Source organism: Streptomyces sp. CNQ329 (assembly GCF_000482585.1).
Genome location: NZ_AXVU01000049.1, coordinates 11907 through 31880, shown reverse-complemented (window position 1 = coordinate 31880; position 19974 = coordinate 11907). Strand labels below are relative to the sequence as shown.

The 19974-nt window shown below is 72.2% G+C and carries 20 protein-coding genes and 1 pseudogene; 8 read left to right on the top strand and 13 right to left on the bottom strand.

The features are described from left to right. Positions 1–103 precede the first annotated feature (103 nt). Positions 104–466 carry a hypothetical protein gene (locus I003_RS0125530; protein ID WP_027774110.1) on the bottom strand — a complete coding sequence of 121 codons (363 nt, stop codon included), beginning with the start codon at positions 464–466 and terminating at the stop codon, positions 104–106. Positions 467–733: 267 nt separating this feature from the next. Between I003_RS0125530 and I003_RS0125525 the strand changes: the two genes are divergently transcribed. Then, entirely contained in the window at positions 734–2809 is a 2076-nt protein-coding gene (locus I003_RS0125525; RefSeq protein WP_027774109.1) for an AAA family ATPase, read from the top strand. Positions 2810–2913: 104 nt separating this feature from the next. Here the strand turns inward: I003_RS0125525 and I003_RS35165 are convergent, their stop codons facing one another. Continuing rightward, complete coding sequence (locus I003_RS35165) at positions 2914–3894, bottom strand: AraC family transcriptional regulator (RefSeq protein ID WP_078564361.1); 981 nt, start codon at positions 3892–3894, stop codon at positions 2914–2916. Between the two features lie 263 nt (positions 3895–4157). On the opposite strand from I003_RS35165, the gene I003_RS36190 reads away from it, so the two are divergent. From I003_RS36190 to I003_RS0125485, 6 genes and pseudogenes are all read left to right on the top strand, one after another. Next, entirely contained in the window at positions 4158–4778 is a 621-nt protein-coding gene (locus tag I003_RS36190; RefSeq protein ID WP_158689019.1) for a hypothetical protein, read from the top strand. Positions 4779–4785: 7 nt separating this feature from the next. Beyond that, positions 4786–5376 carry a hypothetical protein gene (locus tag I003_RS33185; protein ID WP_078564355.1) on the top strand — a complete coding sequence of 197 codons (591 nt, stop codon included), beginning with the start codon at positions 4786–4788 and terminating at the stop codon, positions 5374–5376. Between the two features lie 113 nt (positions 5377–5489). Further along, positions 5490–6721: pseudogene (locus I003_RS33180) on the top strand (PP2C family protein-serine/threonine phosphatase). Between the two features lie 113 nt (positions 6722–6834). Continuing rightward, entirely contained in the window at positions 6835–7203 is a 369-nt protein-coding gene (locus I003_RS0125495) for a hypothetical protein (RefSeq protein WP_027774106.1), read from the top strand. 24 nt (positions 7204–7227) lie between these two features. Next, positions 7228–7746: a hypothetical protein gene (locus I003_RS0125490; RefSeq protein WP_027774105.1), complete on the top strand. Its 519-nt coding sequence runs from the start codon at positions 7228–7230 to the stop codon at positions 7744–7746. Beyond that, positions 7743–8138 carry a peptidase inhibitor family I36 protein gene (locus tag I003_RS0125485; RefSeq protein WP_037721705.1) on the top strand — a complete coding sequence of 132 codons (396 nt, stop codon included), beginning with the start codon at positions 7743–7745 and terminating at the stop codon, positions 8136–8138. The genes I003_RS0125490 and I003_RS0125485 overlap by 4 nt, the downstream gene beginning before the upstream one ends. A gap of 130 nt (positions 8139–8268) precedes the next feature. Here the strand turns inward: I003_RS0125485 and I003_RS0125480 are convergent, their stop codons facing one another. The 10 genes from I003_RS0125480 to I003_RS35740 all read right to left on the bottom strand — a co-directional run bounded on the left by I003_RS0125480 (position 8269) and on the right by I003_RS35740 (position 17642). Further along, the gene (locus I003_RS0125480) at positions 8269–9267 is read right to left on the bottom strand and encodes a hypothetical protein (RefSeq protein WP_027774103.1); all 999 of its coding nucleotides are present in this window, start codon (positions 9265–9267) and stop codon (positions 8269–8271) included. Next, positions 9249–9902 carry a hypothetical protein gene (locus tag I003_RS0125475; protein ID WP_051368471.1) on the bottom strand — a complete coding sequence of 218 codons (654 nt, stop codon included), beginning with the start codon at positions 9900–9902 and terminating at the stop codon, positions 9249–9251. Before I003_RS0125475 ends, I003_RS0125480 begins: the two co-directional genes overlap by 19 nt. A gap of 144 nt (positions 9903–10046) precedes the next feature. Continuing rightward, positions 10047–11531: an FGGY-family carbohydrate kinase gene (locus I003_RS0125470; RefSeq protein WP_027774101.1), complete on the bottom strand. Its 1485-nt coding sequence runs from the start codon at positions 11529–11531 to the stop codon at positions 10047–10049. Positions 11532–11536: 5 nt separating this feature from the next. Next, a complete protein-coding gene (locus I003_RS37055; RefSeq protein WP_486584380.1) occupies positions 11537–11671 on the bottom strand; it encodes a hypothetical protein in 135 nt (44 codons plus the stop codon). Positions 11672–11673: 2 nt separating this feature from the next. Beyond that, positions 11674–13092 carry an L-fucose/L-arabinose isomerase family protein gene (locus I003_RS0125460; protein ID WP_027774100.1) on the bottom strand — a complete coding sequence of 473 codons (1419 nt, stop codon included), beginning with the start codon at positions 13090–13092 and terminating at the stop codon, positions 11674–11676. A 71-nt stretch (positions 13093–13163) separates the two neighbouring features. Further along, complete coding sequence (locus I003_RS0125455; protein WP_037721703.1) at positions 13164–14033, bottom strand: carbohydrate ABC transporter permease; 870 nt, start codon at positions 14031–14033, stop codon at positions 13164–13166. Next, positions 14023–14988 (bottom strand): carbohydrate ABC transporter permease, encoded by a 966-nt coding sequence (locus I003_RS0125450; RefSeq protein ID WP_027774098.1) that lies wholly within the window; start codon positions 14986–14988, stop codon positions 14023–14025. Before I003_RS0125450 ends, I003_RS0125455 begins: the two co-directional genes overlap by 11 nt. Then, positions 14985–16367, bottom strand: coding sequence for an ABC transporter substrate-binding protein (locus tag I003_RS0125445; protein WP_027774097.1), 1383 nt, complete (start codon positions 16365–16367; stop codon positions 14985–14987). Before I003_RS0125445 ends, I003_RS0125450 begins: the two co-directional genes overlap by 4 nt. Positions 16368–16414: 47 nt before the next feature. After that, the gene (locus tag I003_RS0125440) at positions 16415–17518 is read right to left on the bottom strand and encodes a glycoside hydrolase family 172 protein (protein ID WP_027774096.1); all 1104 of its coding nucleotides are present in this window, start codon (positions 17516–17518) and stop codon (positions 16415–16417) included. Continuing rightward, the gene (locus tag I003_RS35740; protein WP_106966340.1) at positions 17493–17642 is read right to left on the bottom strand and encodes a helix-turn-helix domain-containing protein; all 150 of its coding nucleotides are present in this window, start codon (positions 17640–17642) and stop codon (positions 17493–17495) included. The genes I003_RS0125440 and I003_RS35740 overlap by 26 nt, the downstream gene beginning before the upstream one ends. 261 nt (positions 17643–17903) lie before the next feature. Here I003_RS35740 and I003_RS0125435 point away from each other — a divergent pair, with 261 nt between their 5' ends. Beyond that, entirely contained in the window at positions 17904–18917 is a 1014-nt protein-coding gene (locus I003_RS0125435; protein WP_027774095.1) for a LacI family DNA-binding transcriptional regulator, read from the top strand. Between the two features lie 337 nt (positions 18918–19254). Here I003_RS0125435 and I003_RS0125430 read toward each other — a convergent pair whose 3' ends face one another. Then, positions 19255–19953 (bottom strand): copper homeostasis protein CutC, encoded by a 699-nt coding sequence (locus I003_RS0125430; RefSeq protein WP_027774094.1) that lies wholly within the window; start codon positions 19951–19953, stop codon positions 19255–19257. Positions 19954–19974 lie beyond the last annotated feature (21 nt).

The following is a 19974-nucleotide window of genomic DNA, read 5'->3' as shown; positions in this document are numbered from 1 at the left end:
TGCATGGGAAACAGGGACGTGGTGCCGGCTTGTGGCGATCGACGCGTGTGCACCGCGAGCCGCCCGCGAGCGCGACCGGCGGCCGGCCGTCAGTCGTCGGCCGTCAGTCCTCGGTCAGGCAGAATCCCGATCCCGAGGGGGCCAGGCGGGAGAGGGCATAGCCGGAGGCCGGCTCCCAGGTCTCGCCCGCGCCCAGGCCGCGGTTGAAAGTGCCGGTGAGGCAGTATCCGGTCTTGGTGGAGTTGACGGCCGCGACCAGCCTCACGGCGGGGTCGAACGTGTGGTCGGCGCCCTCGGGGACGAGGGTGATGACGCCGTCGTGGTGGACGCAGACGTACCCGTCGGCGCAGACGGGCACGGCGGTGGTGCCGGCGTCGGCCGGGGCGGCGGCGGCTGTGGCGGTGGTGCCGAGGGCGGCGGCCAGGGTGAGGGCGGCCAGGGTGGCGGATAACCGTCTTCTGCGCATGCTGCGGGCTCCTTCGGTCCGTAGCGGGTGAGACATTGTCGGCGTACAGACAACTGCGTACGCGCGGCCGGGGCCAGCGCAGTACCGGCCATTCGCCTCCCGCGGAGAAATCGGTTGGACCCGCCCGCGGCCCGCGCGTAAGCTCGCGCGTCTGCCCCCGCCTCCCCGGCTGTTTGCGCGCGCCGGGAGTGCCGCCAGCCGGTCGGAAACCGGCGGCCTACGCCACTCGTGACCGTATACCGCCAGCCGCCGGAGGCTTGTTCCACCATGTCCGACCCCACTCCTCCAGCCCCCGCCGCCCCCGCCGCGCCCCTCGCACGCGAGCGCGCCCACCTCGCCGCGTCCCGTGCCGCCCTGCGCGCCATGCGTGCCGACGCCGAGGCGCTGGACATCACCGACGTGACCGCGAACTGGGTCAACGCCGAGGTGCTCCAGTCCGAGATCGACCAGCGGATCAAGGCGCTCGCCGACCTGGCCGACACCCCGCTCTTCTTCGGCCGGCTCGACTACGCCCACGCCCCCGGGGCGGAGAAGGCGGAAGGGGACCCCGGCGAGAACTTCTACATCGGGCGGCGGCACGTGCACGACGCCGACGGCGATCCGATGGTGATCGACTGGCGGGCGCCGGTGTCGCAGCCGTTCTACCGGGCGTCGACGAAGGACCCGATGGACGTGTCCCTGCGGCGGCGCTTCGGGTACGACCGCGGGGAGATCACGGCCTACGAGGACGAGCACCTGACCGACCCGGCCGAGGAGGCGAAGACCAGCGCGCTGCTCCAGCGGGAGATCGAGCGCCCACGTGTCGGGCCGATGCGGGACATCGTGGCGACGATCCAGCCGGAGCAGGACGAGATCGTGCGGGCGGAGATCGGCGGGACGGTGTGCGTGCAGGGGGCGCCCGGGACGGGGAAGACCGCGGTGGGGCTGCACCGGGTCGCGTACCTGCTGTATGCGCACCGGGAGCGGCTGGCGCGTACGGGGACGCTGGTGATCGGGCCGAACGACTCCTTCCTGCGGTACATCGAGCAGGTGCTGCCGACGCTGGGTGAGCTGGACGTCAAGCAGGCGACGGTGGCGGAGCTGGTGGCGCACGTGGAGGTACGGGGGACGGACCCGGCCGGGGTGGCGCGGCTCAAGGGCGACGCGCGGATGGCGGAGGTGCTGCGGCGCGCGGTGCGCGCCGGGGTGACCATGCCGACGGAGCCGGTGGTGGTGGTGCGCGGGTCGCGGCGGTGGCGGGTGCCCGCGTACGAGGTGGAGGAGCTGGTGCGGGAGCTGCTGGAGCGCGACATCCGCTACAACTCGGCGCGCGAGGCGCTGCCGCAGCGGATCGCGCACGCGGTGCTCGTACGGATGGAGCGCGCCGGGGAGGCGCCGGACGACCGGGTGCAGGACGCGGTGGCGCGCAACGCGGCCGTCAAGGCGGCGGTGAAGGCGGTCTGGCCCGCGGTGGACCCGGTGAAGGTGGTGCTGCGGCTGCTGTCGGACGCCGGTTTCCTCGCCGCGCACGCGGAGGGGATCCTCGACGCCGGCGAGCAGCGGCTGCTGCTGTGGGAGAAGCCGCCGCGGGGCGTGCGGTCGGCGCGGTGGTCGGCGGCGGACGCGGTGCTGATCGACGAGGCGCGGGACGTGGTGGAGCGGACGCCCTCGCTGGGGCACGTGGTGCTGGACGAGGCGCAGGACCTCTCGCCGATGCAGTACCGGGCGGTGGGACGGCGGTGCTCGACCGGGTCGGCGACGGTGCTGGGGGACATCGCGCAGGGGACGACGCCCTGGGCGACCGAGAGCTGGAAGACGGCGCTGGGGCATCTGGGGAAGCCGGGCGCGGTGGTGGAGGAGCTGACGCAGGGGTTCCGGGTGCCGCGGGAGGTGATCGCGTACGCGTCGCGGCTGCTGCCGTCGATCGCGCCGGGGCTGGCGGAGGCGACGTCGATCAGGGAGTCGGCGGGGGACCTGTCGGTGCGCAGGGTGCCGGAGGCGGCGCTCGACGGGACGGTGGCGGAGGCGTGCGCGTCGGTACTGCACAGCCGGGAGGGCTCGGTGGGCCTGATCGCGGCGGACGGGCGGGTGGCCGCGTTGGGAGCGGCGCTGGCCGCGGCGGGGTTGCCGTTCCTGTCGCCGGGTGAGGAGACGACGTCGGAGGCGCGGCTGACGCTGGTGCCGGCGTCGCTGGCGAAGGGCCTGGAGTACGACTACGTGGTGCTGGACGACCCGGCGGCGATCGTCGCGGCGGAACCGGACACCCGCACCGGGCTGCGGCGGCTCTACGTCTGCCTGACGCGGGCGGTGTCGGGGCTGACGGTGCTGCACGCCGAGCCGCTGCCGGCGGAACTCGCCGCGTGACGTGCCGCGGACGCGGGGGCGGCTCCCGTCGGGGGCCACCGCGCCGTGACACGGGCGGTCACCCCGGTCGGACGGCCCTTGAACGCCGTGGGGCCCGGGCCGCTTCAGCGGCGCAGCGTGGCGGACGGCGGCTCGCCGAACCGCCGGCGGTAGTACACGGAGAAGTGGCCGGGGTGGACGAAACCCCAGCGCGCGGCGACGTCGGTGACCTTCGTCGTGGCGGGGTCGGCCGCGGCGAGCTCCTGCCGTACGCGCCGGAGCCGGATGTCGCGCAGGAAGCGCGTCGGCGTGGAGTCCAGGTGGCGGCGGAAGCCGGCCTGCAGGGCGCGTACGCCGATGCCCACCGCCTCGGCGATGTCCTCCACGGTGAGTTCCTCCCCCGCGTGGGCCTCGATCAGCTCGGCCGCCACGCGGATCGCCTTCGGCGGCGCGTCGCGGGGAGGCTCGCGGAGGAGAGCGGAGTAGTTGTGGGGCTGGCCGAGGAGCAACTGGCTGAGCAGCAGCCGTTCCAGGTCGCGCATGGCCAGCGGATGCTGCGGGATACGGCCGCCGCCGTCCATCTCGTCGAGGAGCAGGTCGACGACGCGCCGCCAGGAGCGCAGCGCCGGATCGGCCATGTCCATACCGAGGCCGAACCGGACCGGCTCCGGCAACCGGCGGCCCAGCATCCCGCGCAGATGCCGCTCCAGTTGCTCGCGGACGATCCGTACGACGAGATGAGGGCTGCCGGCGGCGACCCGGATCGTGTAGCCGCGGTCCACCGGGGGCACCCCCGCCGCCCCGGGGCCGTACGCGGCCCGAAGCCGCCCGTCGCCCAGTTCGGCGTGGCCGGCCAGCGGAATCAGCACCAGGTAGAACGTTCTCTGCGCCTCGGGCGTGATGTGCACCCGGCCGCCGTAGTCCAGGTAGCACAGGCTCACCCGGCCGGCGACGGCCGCGTGGAAGCGGGTGTCGAAGGCGGGGGTGCCGTCCAGGGCGGTGAGCCGGTGCGGACAGAACATGTCCCCCACCACTTCCCGCGCCTGGTCGAGATCCCGGGTGCGGATCTGCTGGAACCGGGATAACGGCAGGTGCGGTCGCGGCACGGACACGTGGATGCGGTCTTCCTCGAAGCGCGGACGACAGGTGCAGTCTGGTCCCGCGCAGGCATGAACACCAGGGGGGCCGCGGGCGGTTGGGAGGAGGGCTTCGCCCTCGGTACAGCCCGTGCGCCATCGGGATAGCCGCCGGCCGCCGGCCGGACCACCCTGGTCGGCGACCGCGTGCCGGCGCGGGACCGCGGCGCCCCGGCGCTGCGGCCCGCCCGCCACGAGCTGCCTGTGCCGAAGCCGGCACCCCGGGGGGAACCATGCCTGCGACGCAACTGCCCGTCTACTTCGCCTTCGGCGGGATGAACATGTATGCCGCGACCGGAGAAGACCGCCAGACCAGGAACAGGTTCGACGGATTCCGGAGGAACGCGCGATGGCATCGGCACGCTCCCTGGGAAAGGGTCGATCCGCAGACCATCGCGGACCGTCATCCCCCCGCACACACGATCCCCGTCGGGAACATCTGGACCACGCAACTGAACCCCGGGGCAAGCAGGAACAGGGACGCGATCCTGAACGGGATCAGGAAGAACGTGGGCCGGTCGAGGTGCATGGTCGCCCTCCTGGCCCGCGACCCCCGGTACCTGGTCGCGGACCGCCGCAACGCCGCGTTCCTCCGCTACGAGCTGCGCCTTGCCGTCCGCGCGGACATGGACGTGTACCTCATGCGCCGGTCGGACACCAACTGGTACACGGACCAGGACGTGGACGAGTACCTGCACCGGGCGCTGGACGCCGAGTGGCCGGGGCGGAGGCCGGAGCCCCGGCTGCACGTGGCCCCCGACGGCGAGATCGAATGCTGGGATTCCCGGACGTGGGCGTACCCGGGCATGAGCACCTTCCTGGACGAGCAGTTCCCCGCCCGCAGGCGCCGGTGAGGCGGGCGTGGCCGCGGCCGTCATCAGCGCGTGCACGACCGTCATCGTCGCGGCTCTCGCCTTCGCGCTGAACCAGTACGCGCAGATGCAGGCGGAACGGCGGCAGGCCCGCCTGGTGCGCGTCAACAGCCAGCTCAAGGAGCTCTACGGCCCGCTGTACGTGCTCGTCGACGTCAACGAATGCATCTACCACGGCCTGATGGCGGCCGGCCTGCCCGGCAAGCGGCACCGCACGAAGGACACGCTTGCGGTCGAGTGGAAGAAGTGGCTGGATCACGCGCTGTTCCCCGCGAACGTGAAGATGCGCGATCTGATCCTCTCCCACGGGGACCTGCTGCGGGAGGAGGCCATGCCCGATGAGCTGCGCAGGTTCTGCGCCCACGTCTCGTACGCCGAAGTGTCCCGCGCCCAGGGCACACAGGGAGCCGAGGCCGACGGTGCGTATCTCCGGCATCCCGGCGATGCGTACCCGGACTACGTGCGCGGCGCGTACGCGGCGCTCAAACGCGAGCAGCGGGAACTGCTGACCGCCGACGAACGGGGTGCCCGCCTGCGCCTGCGCTCCCGCCCCCGGCGGCCTCCGGCCCCGCCGCCGTAGGCGTCGGGGGTCGTTCCCGGCCACGGACGGCGGAACCCAACGGGCCGGTCCCGCGGTCCGCCCGTAGCGTGAAGAAACACGTGACCCGGACGTACGCGACGCGGGGCAGGCTGATGGAGAACGGACCCGTGATCGACTATCAGGCCGTCTTCCGCGCCCTGCCGACCGCGGTGGCGCTGCTGAGCACGGACCTGATCTACGTGGACGCCAACGACGCGTACTGGTCGGTCTCGGGGCGCACCCGCAGTCAGGTGATCGGCCGCTACGTGTTCGACGTCTTTCCCGACAACCCCGACGCCCCCGACGCCAGCGGCACCCGCAACCTGTCCGCCTCCCTGCGCCGGGTCGCGGCCACCGGGCAGCGCGACGCCATGGCTCTGCAGCGCTACGACCTGGAGTCCCCCCGGACCGGCCCGGGGTGTGGGAGGAGCGGTACTGGAGCCCCGTGAACGTGCCCGTCTTCGCGCCGGACGGGTCCGTGGCCCTGCTGCTGCACCGGGTCGAGGAGGTCACCGAACTCATCCGCACGCGCGGCGGCGACGACCGCGCCCAGATCCTCCAGACCGACCTCTACTCCCGGGGCCTGGAACTGCAGGAGGTCAACGAACGGCTGCGCCTGGCGCACGCGCGCGAACACGAGGTCGCCCTCCAGCTCCAGGAAGCGATGCTGCCCGCGCCCAGCCCGCTCGGGCACCACCGGGCCGCGGTGCGCTACCGGCCCGCGATCGCGTCCTTGAACGTCTGCGGCGACTGGTACGACATCGTCGACCGCCCCGGCGGCGACCGCACCGTGGTGACCGTCGGCGACGTGGTCGGGCACGGCCTGCGGGCGGCCGGCGTCATGGGCCAGCTCCGCAGCGCGCTGTCCGCCGCCGCGCTCGTCGCGGACGGTCCCGCCCAGGCCCTGGAGGTACTCGGCCGGTACGCCCGGTCCGTGGACGACCGCGAAGCGACCGCCACCGCCGCCTCCGTGTTCATCGACTGGGCCGGGCAGTCCCTCACCTACAGCAGCGCCGGCCACCTCCCCCCGGTGCTCTGGGATCCGGACGGCACCGTCACCTACCTCGACCGGGCCACAGATCCGCCCCTGGGCGCCCGCCCGGAACACGCCGAGCGCCCCGAGGCCCACGCCACGTTCACCGACGGCTGTGTCCTCGTGCTGTACACCGACGGACTGATCGAGCGGCGGTACGAGGACATCGACATCAGCCTGGCCCGGCTCGCCCGTTCGGTCGCCCGGCACGGCACCGAGGATCCGGAACAGCTCGCCGACGCGCTGCTGACCGACCTCCTCCCCCCGGCCGGCCTCACCGACGACACCGCCCTGGTCGTCGTCCGCCTGTAGCCGGTGGCGGCGTCCGCCGCACCTTGGGCCGTTCGGGTGACCTCCCGCTTCACACCGGAGGAAACGAAGGGTTACCGTCTGCACACAGATCGTCACTCTCGGGGGTTTGCCACATGCGCCTGCGCGCCTTCCTCTTCGCCGTCCTGACCACCGCCGCCACCCTGGCCGTCGCCGCCGTCCCCACCGAGGCCGCACCGAGCGCCGCCGGACCCGGCGAAGTCTGCTTCTGGACCCGGCCGGGGCAGATGGGCGAGGGATGGTGCTACCGGCCCGGCGGGTACGCGGATCTCCCCCGCAGCCTGCACGCCAACGCCTACTCCGTCCGGTCCGACCACCACGGCAGCGTCTGGGCGATCGACTGGACCCGGCACGGCTGCGTCTTCCGGGAGATCCGGGCGTACGAGTTCGACGACAACTGGGACTGGGGCAACAAGATCGACGGGGTGGACAGCTCCCGGCCCGCCGACTGCCAGCCCGGCTGAGCCGCACACCCGGCGCACCGGGCCATGACGTCCCGTTCCCTCCCCGCCCTCCTCGGTGCGGCGCTCGCCCTCGCAGTGGCCGGCTGCGCCGCACCGAGCGGCCCGCCGCCGCTCGGCGACGACGACTCCGTACGCGCCGCGCAGCAGTTGCTCACCGACCGCTGTCTCACCCGGCAAGGGCTCAGCCCACCGCGGCCGGGGCGGTCGGCGGGCGGCAAGGAGGAGCAGCGCAAGGTCTCCGACGCGCTCTTCGGAGCGGGCGAGGCCGAGTTGGCGCAGAAGCTGCCGACCGGATACGTCGTACGGGCCCACACCGACGGGTGCCTGGCCAGGGCGCAGCGCGCGCTGTACGGGGATCAGGAGCGCTGGTTCCGGGCCTCCACCGTCGTGAACAACCTCAAGGCCATCGCCGCCCACGAGGACCGCGGCCTGGCCGCGGTCCGGGCCGACCACCGCGCGGACGTCGCCGCGCACGACCGCCTGCGCGCCCACGCCGTGGAGCGTGCCACCACCCTGCTCGACAAGGAGAAGAGACCCTCATGACACAGGCGAAGACCAAGACGATGCGGGGGCCCCTCGCGCTGCTGGCCGCCACGCTCCTGGCGGCCGGGGCCGCCGTCGGATCCGGCGCCGCGGCCTCCGCCGCGGACTGCCCGAGCGGCGAGTTCTGCACCTGGGAGCACGCGAACTTCGACGGCCAGCGCGCCAACTGGTCCGGTGACGACGGCTGGTGGGAGTCGTGGATCGCCGACACCGACTCGTCCTGGGCCAACCACGGGATCTCCGGGCCCGGCGTCAGGGACCACGTGATCGTCTACGAGGACGCCTGGCAGGGCGGCGCCGCCACCCTCTGCCTCACCCCGGGGCAGGAGGTCGGCTACAACGGCGTCGCCAACGACCGCGGCGACTCCCACACCTGGGCCATGAGCTGCTGAATCCCGGGCAGCGGGACGGCGGCGCGCAGTTCCCCCGGCACGCGCGCCGCCGCCCGGCCCGTCCCCGCCGGCCTGCGCCGGCGTGGACGTCCTGCTCCGCACCGGGCGCGGCCCGGTGCGGAAGACACGGTCAGCGGACGACCGTCTGGATCTCCTTCACGGTCACGTCCTGCTCGGAGACCGACAGACCGTCGGGCAGCTCGTCGTTGACCGGGCCGCCGTCGGGGTCCGCCGTCGGGTTCCACGTCACGTCCCAGACGATCTGCGCCTCCAGCGGGTACGTACCCTCGCCCGAGGACTTGCGGTACGTGATGTTGCAGTCGGCGCCCTCGCTGTTCACCTGGTAGCCGCCGTCCGCCCGCACCAGGTCGTAGGTGCAGGAGCTCGGGTCCGCGTTCTCCGTGCCGGCGTCGATGCGCAGCGAGACCGGTTCGGCGACGGTGGTGGCCGCGATGTCGACGCCGGCCTGCGCGTTGACGAGGCTGGCCGTCGTCCAGACGCGGTCCAGCGGCTCGCTGAACTCGATCTTCGTGGGCAGGTTGACCACGTTGCGGTCCTCGTTGGGCTTCAGGTCGACCGGCGGCGCCGGGAGCTTGGTCCTGTCGTACGCCAGGCCCGCGAGGATCTCCGGGTCGACGGCGTCGGCGGGCGGGTCGGGGTCGCCGCGGTCCACCCAGATCCACAGCTCGCCGATCTCACAGGAGCGCGGCGACATGACGGGGGTGCGCTCCCACCACATGCCGTCCTTGTCCTTGTGGGCGTCGGTCTCCTCTTTGCGGTTCTCCGCGGTCTCGTGGTCGATACCCTCCAGCGGGCCCTTGTCCTCCATCTCCTCGTTGTGCTTGGCCAGCGCGTCATTGGTGTACCGGGGCTCGAACCAGCACACCGGCGGCGACCAGTCGCCGGTCGAGCTGGTCATCGGCTGGCCGCCGCCCGGGCTGTGGTAGCGGTACTGCACGCTGGAGCCGATGTCCCCGTTACCGGTGTCCGCGCCGGGCGTGGTGGTGCCCGTGGGGCGCTCCGCAGCCGCCCCGCCGGCGGCGGCGAGCAGCAGCCCGCAGGTCAGCGCGGCGACCGTGGCGGTCCCGCGGGTCCGCAGGGTGCGGTGTGTCAGGCTTCGTCGCGACATTCCTTGCTCCCCCTGGTTGCCTGGTAGTCCACGACCTTCCAGCCGTCGCCGCTCTTCTCCATCGTGGCGCGCGCGTCGATGAAGGCGTTCAGCGTGGCCGGGGCCTTGTCGACCTTCCCGGTCTCGGTGTCCTTCACGTACGCCCTGCTCTGGTCCTCGCAGTACGCGACGACGGCGCGGTCGCCCTTCAGTGAGGTGACCTCGCGGAAGTAGAAGGTGTCGAGCCCGGTGATGGTGATGCCGTCCTTGCGGTACTCGGCGAAGTCGGCCTCGAACGTGGCGGCGGCCTCGCCGTCCCAGTACCGCGTGAAGTTCGGTGTGGCCTCGGTGGCGGCGTACGCCTCCTGCTGGGCCATCAGCGCGTAGCCGTGGTCCCGCAGGATCGCGTCCTTCTTCTCGTCCCCCGTGGTGTCCTCGGCGATCTCGACCTTCACGTCGTCCGGGAGGTCGAACTGCGGGGCGCCGGGCTCCGATTCCGACGGGTCGGCGGACGGCTCCTTGTCGCCGGACTGCGCGCCCTCGATCCTGCCGGACGAGGAGCCCCCGTCGTCACCGCCGCAGCCGGCCAGCAGCAGCGCCACCGCGGCCGTCACGGCGGCGGCCGCCGCCCCCGTGCCTGTCCTACGCGCCTTCATCGTGCGGTTCCCTCCATCGTCTGTGGGAGGGGAGCCACCTGCCCCCGTCGTGCCTCAACGAGATTAGCGAAGCAACGTCGCGTCTTCGATGGCAGGAAAGCAACCATGGAGTCACAGAAGCGTGATAAGTGCCCGCCACCCCGTTCAGGCGTCCGCGTGCTGGCGGGCGGCGAGGGCGTGGGCGATGTCCTTCGTGGCCGGATAAAGGCCCAGGTAGTGCTCGTAGAGCTGGGCGTAGACGCGGGCCGCCGCGGGGTCGGGTGTCACCGTCGACTCGACGGGGTTCCAGCCGGTGATGTCCGGCGGGGCGGCCCTGCCGGCGCCGACCGCGGCAAGAAATGCGTCACCGTACGCGGCACCGACGAGGTGACGGGGGATCTGCTGTTCCTGGCCGGTGACGTCGGAGACGATCTGCGTCCACAGTTCGCGGGCGCCCCCGCCGACCGCGACGAGCCGGGCCGGGACGCCGCCGGCCTCCGTCATCGCGGCGAGGTTGTGGCGGACGCCGTACGCGGTGGCCTCCAGCGCGGCGCGGTAGAGGTGGCCGCGGGTGTGGCGCAGGGTGAGGCCGTGGACGAGGCCGCGGGCGTCGGGGTCGAAGAGGGGGGTGCGTTCGCCCGCGAAGTACGGGAGCATCAGCAGCCCTTCGGCGCCGGGCGGGACGGCGGCGGCCTCGGCGACGAGGGTGGCGTAGTCGGAGCCGGTGAGGTCGCGCAGCCAGCCGGTGACGGCGCCGGAGGTAGCCATGCCGGCGGCGAGGCAGTACGTGCCGGCGAACGCGCCCGCCGTGCCCCACAGCTTCGGGCTGGCCACCGGCTGCTCGACGACGTTGACCAGGAACATCGTCGTGCCGTACATGAGCATCAGGTCCCCCGCGCCGGTGGCGCCGACCGCCGTGGACTCCGCCCAGGCGTCGACCGTGCCGGCGACGACGGGGATCCCCGCGGGCAGGCCCGTGGCGGCAGCGGCGGCCGGGGTGACCTCACCGACGACGTCGGAGGGCCAGACCAGCTCCGGCCACTGAAGGCCGGGGGCGATCTCCTCGCACCGCTCCGCGATCCAGCGCCGCTCGCGCAGGTCGTACAGCGGCGTGCACTGGCTCGCGGAGTGGTGGTCCAGGACGTACGCGCCTGTGAGCCGGTGCGCGAGCAGCGAACTGGCCATGTACCAGCGGCGGGTGCGGGCGTAGACCTCCGGCTCCTGCCGGCGCAGCCACTCCAGCTTCGGCCCCACGGCCTGGCTGGTCAGCGGCGAGCCGCACTGCGCGATGACCGCGTCGGCGCCGTACCGGGCGGTCTGCGCCTCGATCTCGGCGCCGGCGCGGGTGTCGACGCCGTAGAGGATCGCCGGCCGCAGCGGGGTGCCGGCCTCGTCGACGGGCAGCAGGCAGGGCCCGATGCCGCTGACGCCGACGGCGTCGATCCCCTCCCTCGCCGCGGCCGTCAGCTCCGCGCTCAGCGCGGTGAAGTCCGCCCACCACACCTCCTCGGCATCGTGCTCGACCCACCCCGGCCGCGGGGTGGCGGTGGCGTGTTCGCGTACGGCCTGGGCGACGAGGGTGCCGTCGCCTCGGACGAGCACGCCCTTGGACGACGAGGTGCCGATGTCGATGCCGAGGAGGAGCCCCATGTCTGTCAGCCGACCTTCCCGCTCATGTCGTACGTGGCGTGGACGTCCTCGGCATTGTCCTTGGTGATCTCCAAGGTGTCGAGGGTCTGCGCGATGCCGCGCATCGCCGGCAGGGGTTCTGCGCCTGCCTGTCCGGCCATGGTCACCGGCAGTCTCCGAAGCCGTCGTAGGTGATGCCCAGTTGGTCACAGACCGCGCGGAGTTCGGCGACGTAGTCGCCGGGGACCGCGTGGATGTGGTTGCTGCCGAAGCGGGTCAGGAACTCCTCCGCCGTGGCGTTCAGGCGCGCGAAAGCGTGCGGCCACTCCCACGTGCTGGCCCGCATCATGCGCTCGTTGGTCTCCGCGTCGTACTGCTCCATCTCGCCGCGCATCACGTGCATCCGGTACTCGCCGCGCAGCCGGGTCAGCCGGGCGAAGGTCATCGCGCCGGGAGCGGCCAGGTGCTGGACGGAGGCGCCGCCGGCCGGGAAGTAGAAGACCTCCGGGAGGAAGTTGACGTGCCGCAGGTTCTCCGCGGGGTCCTCCGAGCGGGCCGCGTACCAGGTGGCGTGCTGGCCGGAGTTGCACAGGTCCCAGACCTGCTTGTCGGTGTGGTAGTGCCGGACGTCGGCGAAGAGCACGGGGTCGCCGGAGAGCAGCTTGAGCACCTGCATCGTCAGCGCCGCGTCCATGTCCGCCTCGGTGGAGGTGACATGGGTCTCCTTCGGGCCCTCCCAGTCGTACGGGTCGTTGAGGAACGCCTCGGCGATGTCCATCGTGGCGAAGTGCGCGGTCAGCTCCGGCTGGCCCTTGATGCCGGAGAAGTCGAGGTTCCACTCCTCGATCAGCTCGCGCATCGCGTAGTACGAGCGGATCTGCCGCTCCAGCAGCTCGGGGGTGAGCCGGTCGCCGTCGTAGTGGACGCCGGCCGCGTGCCGTTCGATCCAGCTACGGGCGTTCTTCACCCGCGCCGCGTCGGCGTTCTCGCTGCGCCGCACGATCTCCCACTGGTCGATCTCCTCGACGTCGACGCCGAAGACCTTCATCCACTGGTCGGTGTTGGCGGTGGCGGTGTACATGCCCATGGGCCGGCCGCCGATCCGGCCGAAGGTGGAGCCGCGCAGCCGCTGCACGGCGGCGCCGGCGCGGACGTGGGTGAGGATCCGGTCCCGTACCCCCGGCTCGGCGAGATCGCCCCAGGCACGGGCGTGGGTGCGGCCGATCTGGTCCAGGCCCCCGGCGCCGGCGAGGAGGCCGACCATGCCGGGGAACTGCGGGTCGAGGTTGGCGACCATCAGGATCGGTCCCGGCGTGGCCTCGGCGGCCAGCATGGTGAAGTGCGGGAACGTCCACACGGAGTGGTGGAAGATCGTCACCTCGACGTGCCGCTCGGCGAGCCAGCGGGCCTGCGAGGTGGCGAGGACGTTGGACTCCACGTGCTCGGGCGCGACGATCACCTCGTGCCCGGCCTCGCCGAGCATGGCCGCCAGCTCGCGCGCGGCGCGGGAGACGTGCTCGCGTACGTCCCGCTGGACGTAGTCCCGGCCGTCGGAGATGGACAGCAGACCGATGCGTGCCATGTGGCTGGCCTCCAATTGCGTGCGGTTGTGATGCGTGGTGACGGTGGCGCGGCCGTGGGTCGCGGGGCGCGTTACTTCAGGCCGGAGGTCTTGATGGACTCGACCATCTGGCGCTGGAAGAAGAGGAAGAGCATGAGCATCGGGATCACGGCGACCACCGCGGCGGCGAGAATGTAGTTCCAGTCCGAGCCGTACTGGGTGGTGAAGGACGCGATGCCGACCTGGGTGACGGTCAGGTCCTCGCTGCTGGTGGCGACCAGCGGCCAGGCGAAGGCGTTCCAGTTGGCGAGGAAGAAGAACACCGACAGCGCGGCCAGGATGGGCCGGGACAGCGGCAGGATGATGCTCCAGTAGATCCGCCAGTAGCCGGCGCCGTCGGCGATCGCCGCCTCCTCCAGCTCCCGCGGAATGCCGAGGTAGAACTGCCGCAGGAGGAAGATGCCGAAGGCGTTGAAGAGCGGCGGGATGATGAGGGCCGCGTAGCTGTCGAGCATGCCCATCTCGCGGACGACGATGAACAGCGGGATGAGGATCACCGGCGGGGTGATCAGCAGCGTGGAGAAGATGACGACGAAGATGCCGTCGCGGCCGGGGAAGCGGAGACGGGCCAGGGCGTAGGCGGCCATCGAGTGGAAGAACAGCGCGACGATGGTGATGACCGCGGCGGTGATGAAGCTGTTCCACAGCCAGCGGTCGAAGGCCACTTCGGTGAGGACGTAGCGGAAGTTCTCCCAGGTGACCTCCTTGGGGACCAGCTTGCCGTCGGTGACGGCCCGGCCCGGCTTGAGCGCCGAGGTGATCAGCCACAGGACCGGGAAGATGCTCAGCACGGACAGCACGATGGCCAGCACCGTGAGCCCGGCGCGGGTGCGGCGGCGGCCGGGGCCGCGCAGCGGGGCGGGGCGGGCGGCTGTGCCGTCGGCCAGGGTGTCACTGCTCATCGTCGAACCTCCCGCCCTTGGTCGCCTTGAAGATCAGCCAGGACAGGGCGACCATCACGACCACGAGGAAGGAGCCGAGGGCCGCGGCGTAGCCGTACTCGCCGAAGACGAACGCCTGTTGGTAGATGTAGAACATCGCCACGGCGGTGCCGTTGGCGGGACCGCCGTCGGTCAGCACGAAGATGAGGTCGAAGGTGCCGGTGATCGCGGCGACCGTGCTGACGATGAGGACGAAGAAGCTGGTGGGCTTCAGCAGCGGCCAGGTGATCTGCCGGAACGAGGTCCACGGGCCGGCGCCGTCGATCTTCGCGGCCTCGTACAGCTCCCGGGGGATCTCGTTGAGACCCGCCAGAAAAATGATCATGTAGTAGCCCATGTAATACCAGACCGTGACCGCGATCACCGCGTAGAGCGCGAGGCCGGGTTCGCCGAGCCAGGAGCGGGCGCCCATGCCCAGCTCGCCGGTGGCCTTGTTCACCACGCCGGTCTGGTCGTCGAGCATGAACTTCCACAGCAGGCCGACGACGACCAGACTCAGCATGTGGGGCAGGAAGAGCGCGGTGCGGTAGACCGACATGCCGGGCAGCATCTGCTTCATCAGCACGCCGAGGCTGAGGCTGACCAGGAAGAGCGTCGGCACGAGGAGCACGACGTACTTCGTGGTGACCCACATCGAGGACCAGAAGTACGGGTCGTTGAACATCCGCTCGTAGTTGCCGACGCCGATCCACTCGTACGAGCCGAAGCCCGAGACCTGGAAGAAGCTCAGCACGAACGACAGCAGCATCGGCAGGACCACGAAGATCCCCAGGCCGAGGCCGTCGGGCAGCAGGAACAGCGCGGCGGCCAGCCGTTCGCGGCCCTTGCGGCCGAGCCGGCGGCGCCCCGCGGGGGCGCCGGCGCGCTTGGCGGCGGCGCCCGGAGCGCGCGACCGCGGTGTGGCGATGCTCGTCATATCAGGCTCGCCCCCTCGTAGCTCTTCATGAAGGCGTCGATCGTCTGCGCGGCCCGGTCGGCCTCGCCCTCCACGCCCTTGCCGGCGAGCATGGTGGCCTGGATGGCGTCGGAGATCGCCTTGTAGACGATCGGCGGGTAGCGCGGCTCGGCCCGGCCGCCGGGGAAGATCTCCTCCTTGAACTTCCTCATCGCCCAGGAGTCGTAGCCGCCGCGCTCCGCGCCACGCTCCAGGGCGGAGGTGCGCGGGGAGATGTCGGACTTCACGCCCGTGCACCACTCGACGGTGCGGTTGATCGACTCGTCGGACATCCCGCCGAGCGCCCAGCCGCAGAACTCCGCGGCGGCCTCGGGGTTGGCGCCCTGGGTGCTGGCGCAGAACGACCAGCCGCCGAGGGTGGTGGTGTACTCGCCGCCGGGCGGCACGGGCAGCTTGAAGATCCCGTACTCGTGCTCGGGGGCGCCCGCCTTGAACGCCTGGACCTCCCAGATGCCGATCTGCCACATGCCGGCGAGGCCGGAGGTGAACGCGGTGATGCGGTCGTCGGCGGCCGGGAGTGTGCGCGGTGCGATGCCGGACTCGACGGCGTCCTGCCAGAGCGCCAGGGCCTGGCGGGCGCCCTTGGAGTCGAAGACGACGTTGCCGGCCTTGTCGACGACCTCGCCGCCGCCCTGCCACATCCAGCAGTACCAGGTGAAGTTCTGGTAGTAGCCGGGGTCGGTGTGGAAGACGAGGCCGGCGGCTCCGGTCTTGCTGCGGATCCTGTCGCCGATGTCGAGGAGCTGGTCCCAGGTGACGGGGATGTCGGCCTCGGAGAGGCCGGCCTTCTCCCAGACGGGGACGTTGTAGAACATCGCCAGCGGCTCGACCTCCATGGGCAGGGCGTAGACCTTGCCGTCGACGGTGCGGCTGGTGAGGCTGGTGCCGTAGTCCTCGATGACGCCGTCGTCGAGGTGCGGGGTGAGGTCGGCGAGGATGCCGCCGTTGTAGTAGCGGGTGAAGTCGCCGGGGCTGAGCAGGAAGATGTCGGGCCCCGCGCCGGCGGCGAAGGCGGTGACCATCTTCGAGCCCTGGTAGCTGACGCCGGGGATGAAGTAGGGCTCGATCTTGACGTCGTGGGTGGCGTTCCACTCCTTGATGAGCCCGTCGAACCACTGGGACTGGGCGACCATCGCGGGATCGGACGCCTTCGGGTCGTAGAAGTGCCAGAACTTCAGCGTGCCGCCGTCGGCGTTCGCGGAGCCGCCGCAGCCGCTGAGGAGCGGGGTGGCGGCGGCCGTGGCCGCGGTCGCCGCGGCGACGCCCGCCGTGCCGCCGAGGAAGCGGCGGCGCGAGGGGACGCCGCGGGCGGGGACGGCGCCGTTGCCGTGCTGGAGCATGTCGTTGCCCCTGTCTGTCGGATGGGTGCTGGCTGCGCGGGCGGGTCTCAGTCGGGGGCGTCGACTTCCAGGTCGAGCAGGCCGGGGGTGGCCGGGAGGGATGCGCTCGACGGTGCGTCCAGGTAGAACAGGGAGGTCGAGGCGATGTCGTCACGGTTCTTGCGGTAGCGGTGCCTCAGGCCGTTGCCCTGGCCCGCGCCGATACCGAGACACTGCACGGTCACGCGGAGGTCTTCGTGGAAGCGGACGGGGTCCGGGACGTGCCAGCGGTACATCCCGAACCGCTGCTGGCTGGCGTAGAGGCCGTCGGGCCTGAGGATCTGGTTCAGGCCCAGATACGGCGTGGTGTAGGCGGTGTAGCCGTGCGGCTTGACGTCGAAGTTCCAGGCGCCGCCGAAGTAGTCCTCGGTGCCGGTGCCGCAGATCGTGGGCCAGTCCTCGTCCCCGTCGAGGTAGAACTTCAGCTCGCCCTCGCCCCACCAGCCGGGGCTGTTGGTGCCCCAGGCGAGGTACGTGCCGACGTACTGGCCGGCGCCGGTGACGCCGTCGAGGAGGGTGTGGACGGAGGACTCGTCGACGGGGTTGCTGCGGCGCCACTGGGCGTGGAAGTAGGAGGCGTCGGCGGGGACGTCGGCCAGCTCGTAGTCGATCTGGTAGTAGAGCGTCATCTGCTCGGGGGCGAGGTTCTCCAGCGTGACGCGGGCGTGCCGGCGGAACGGCATGGGCCAGTAGGCGTTGAAGCCGCCGTTGGGGGCGACGGTCACGGGCACGGAGGAGACCTGGCTGAAGACGCTCCAGCCGTTGCAGAAGAAGTCCCCGAGCGGGACCTCGACGGCGGGCGTCTGTTCACCGTCCCAGTAGACGCGCAGCAGAGTCTGCCGCCAGGCGGCGTGCGGGGCGGTGGTGCACCAGAGGTGGCGGATGGTGCCCGGCCCGTCGATCTCGGCGAGCAGGGCCGTCTCGCCGGGCGCGATGTCGATGCTCGGGGAGATCTTCCACCCCTGGCCGAGCCGGCTGGCGGCCCGCGCACCGGTGCCCTCGGTCGCGGCCCCGCCGGCGCCCTTGGCCCCGGTGGGGTTCTCGGCGCTGATCGAGCGGGAGCGGGCAGGGGTCGTACGGGCGAGGTCATCCAGGCCGAACATGGTGCTCATGGACGCTCCGTTGTGAAATCGTTTTCCTACGGATGGTGCGAAGGGTCATCCCAAGTGCGCGCGCAGCAACTGAGCGGGACCCGGTGAAGTGAGGCAGGGCCACCGGAAATCCCTTGAAATCCATTTCACGCGAACGTAGAGTTCACGCCAGACGGTGTCAAGAGGTCCGTACGAGACCGCGGAAAACACCGTCCGCGCCGACCCGTCCACGTCCCCCGACCGGATGCCGGGGCCGCGCCGCGGGCCGCCACGCGGGGCGGTCGGATGTGGCCATCCGGTACCCGCCGCGGTCCGAACGGGGCCCGGACTGGCGGAGAATGGGCGGCAGGGCACCGGACGCGCGGCCGACTCCCGCGCCTGCGTGAGAGGTTCAGGTAGCGGAGAAGTGACGACCATCAACGATGTGGCGCGCGCCGCAGGGGTCTCGCCGGCCACGGTCTCCCGGGTCTTCAACGGGGGCCGGGTCACCGCCGAGCGCGCCGAGCGCGTCCGCAAGACCGCGGCCGAGCTGGGCTTCTCGCCGAACCGCGTGGCCCGGTCGCTGCGGATGCAGCGGGCCAGCGTCATCGGGCTGATCATCCCCGACATCGAGAACCCCTTCTTCACGTCGCTCGCGCGCGGCGTCGAGGACGCGGCGCAGCAGACCAACCTGTCCGTGGTGCTGTGTAACACCGACGAGGACGTGGACAAGGAACGGCGCTACCTGGAGATCGCGGCGGCGGAGCAGATGGCGGGCGTGATCGTGGCCGCGGCGTCGCGGAACCGGACCGACCTGTCGGTGCTGGAGGGCCGCGGGATGCCGGTGGTCGCGGTGGACCGGCGCCCGCGGGGCGCGTCCGTGGACGCGGTGATGGTCGACAACCAGCACGGCGGCGAGGAGGCCACCGCGCACCTGCTGCGCAGCGGCTACCACCGCATCGCGTGCATCGCGGGCCCCGAGGGCGCGTCCACGTCCGACGACCGTCTGGCGGGCTACCGCGCGGTGCTGCGCGACCACCTGCGGGAGACCGACGGGGGCACGCTGCCGCCGGAGTACGTGCGGCACGCCGACTTCCGGGTCGAGGGCGGCCGGGCGGCGATGCGGGACCTGCTGGCGCTGCCGTCGCCGCCGGACGCGGTGTTCGTGGCGAACAACCTGATGACGGTGGGCGCGTTGCAGGCGCTCACCGAGGCGGGCACGGAGCCGCCGCGCACGGGGGTCCTGTCGTTCGGCGACGTCCCGTGGGCGTCGCTGGTCCGCCCGTCGCTGTCGACGGTGCAGTTGCCGTCGTACGACCTGGGGTGGACGGCGGCGGGGCTGCTCCAGGAGCGGATCGCGGGGACGGAGAGGCCGCTGCAGACGGTGGTGCTGCGCACGGCACTTCAGGTACGGGAGTCCACCTCGGGCCCGGGGGCGTAGCGGACGCCTTCGCCCGCGCCGGGAGCCGCGTTCGGGCGGGCCGGAAACGGCCCCGCAGCCGATCTCCCCCGCACACCCGCCCAAGGGTAGGCCGCCCCTCCGACAGGCAACGCCCCTCCGGAGACCGCCGTCTGCGCCCCCTGCCGCACGGGCGTGCGGCGACCCCGCAGCGCCCGCGCCGCCCTCGCTACAGCAGCCCGCCCCAGCACCAGCCGGACCGCGTGCTCGATGTCCGCCCGCTCCGCGCGCCCGTCGACGTGGGCGCCACGACCAGCAGCGTCGTACGGAACGTCTGACGCTGCCGGGCGCGTGTGCCCGGAGCGTGAGAGCGCCCCGGTCACCCGTCCAGCAGCGCGCGCCACTCCGCCACCGACTCCGGCGACACCGGGCCCGACCAGCCCGCCGGGCGGACCGCGCCGCCGACGTGAAAGGCGTCCAGGCCGGCCGCGCGCAGGCGCGGGACGTGGGCCGTGGTGAGGCCGCCGCCGGCCATGATGCGGGCCTCGTAGCCGGGTTGGCCCGCGGTCGCGCGGGCGGCCTCGGCGACCAGCACCGGCAGGCCGTCCGCGACGCCCTTCGCGGAGCCCGCCGTCAGGTAGGTGTCCAGCCCCGGCAGGCCCGCGAGCTGCTTGCGCAGCGTGTCCCGGTCCGCCGCCCGGTCGATCGCCCGGTGGAACGTCCACCGGCACCCGTCCCCCACCGCTTCCAGCAGCCGTCCGACCGCCGCCAGATCCGGCCCGCCCGTCTCGTCCAGGAACCCCAGGACGAACTCCTCCGCCCCCTCCGCGCGCAGCGCCCGTGCCCGCGCCGCGAGCGCCTCCACGTCCCCGGCCGCGAACCCGTCCTCGGCGCGCAGCATGACGCGTACGGGGAGGTCCACCGCGGCCCGTACGGCGGCGACGGTCTCGCGTGACGGGGTGAGCCCGTCCGCGGCCATGTCCGTGACCAACTCCAGACGGTCGGCACCGCCCGCCGCCGCGGCGGCGGCGTCGGCGGCGTTCAGGGCGATGACCTCAAGCAGCATTGGTCTAGACATGAAGCACAGCCTGCCATAGCA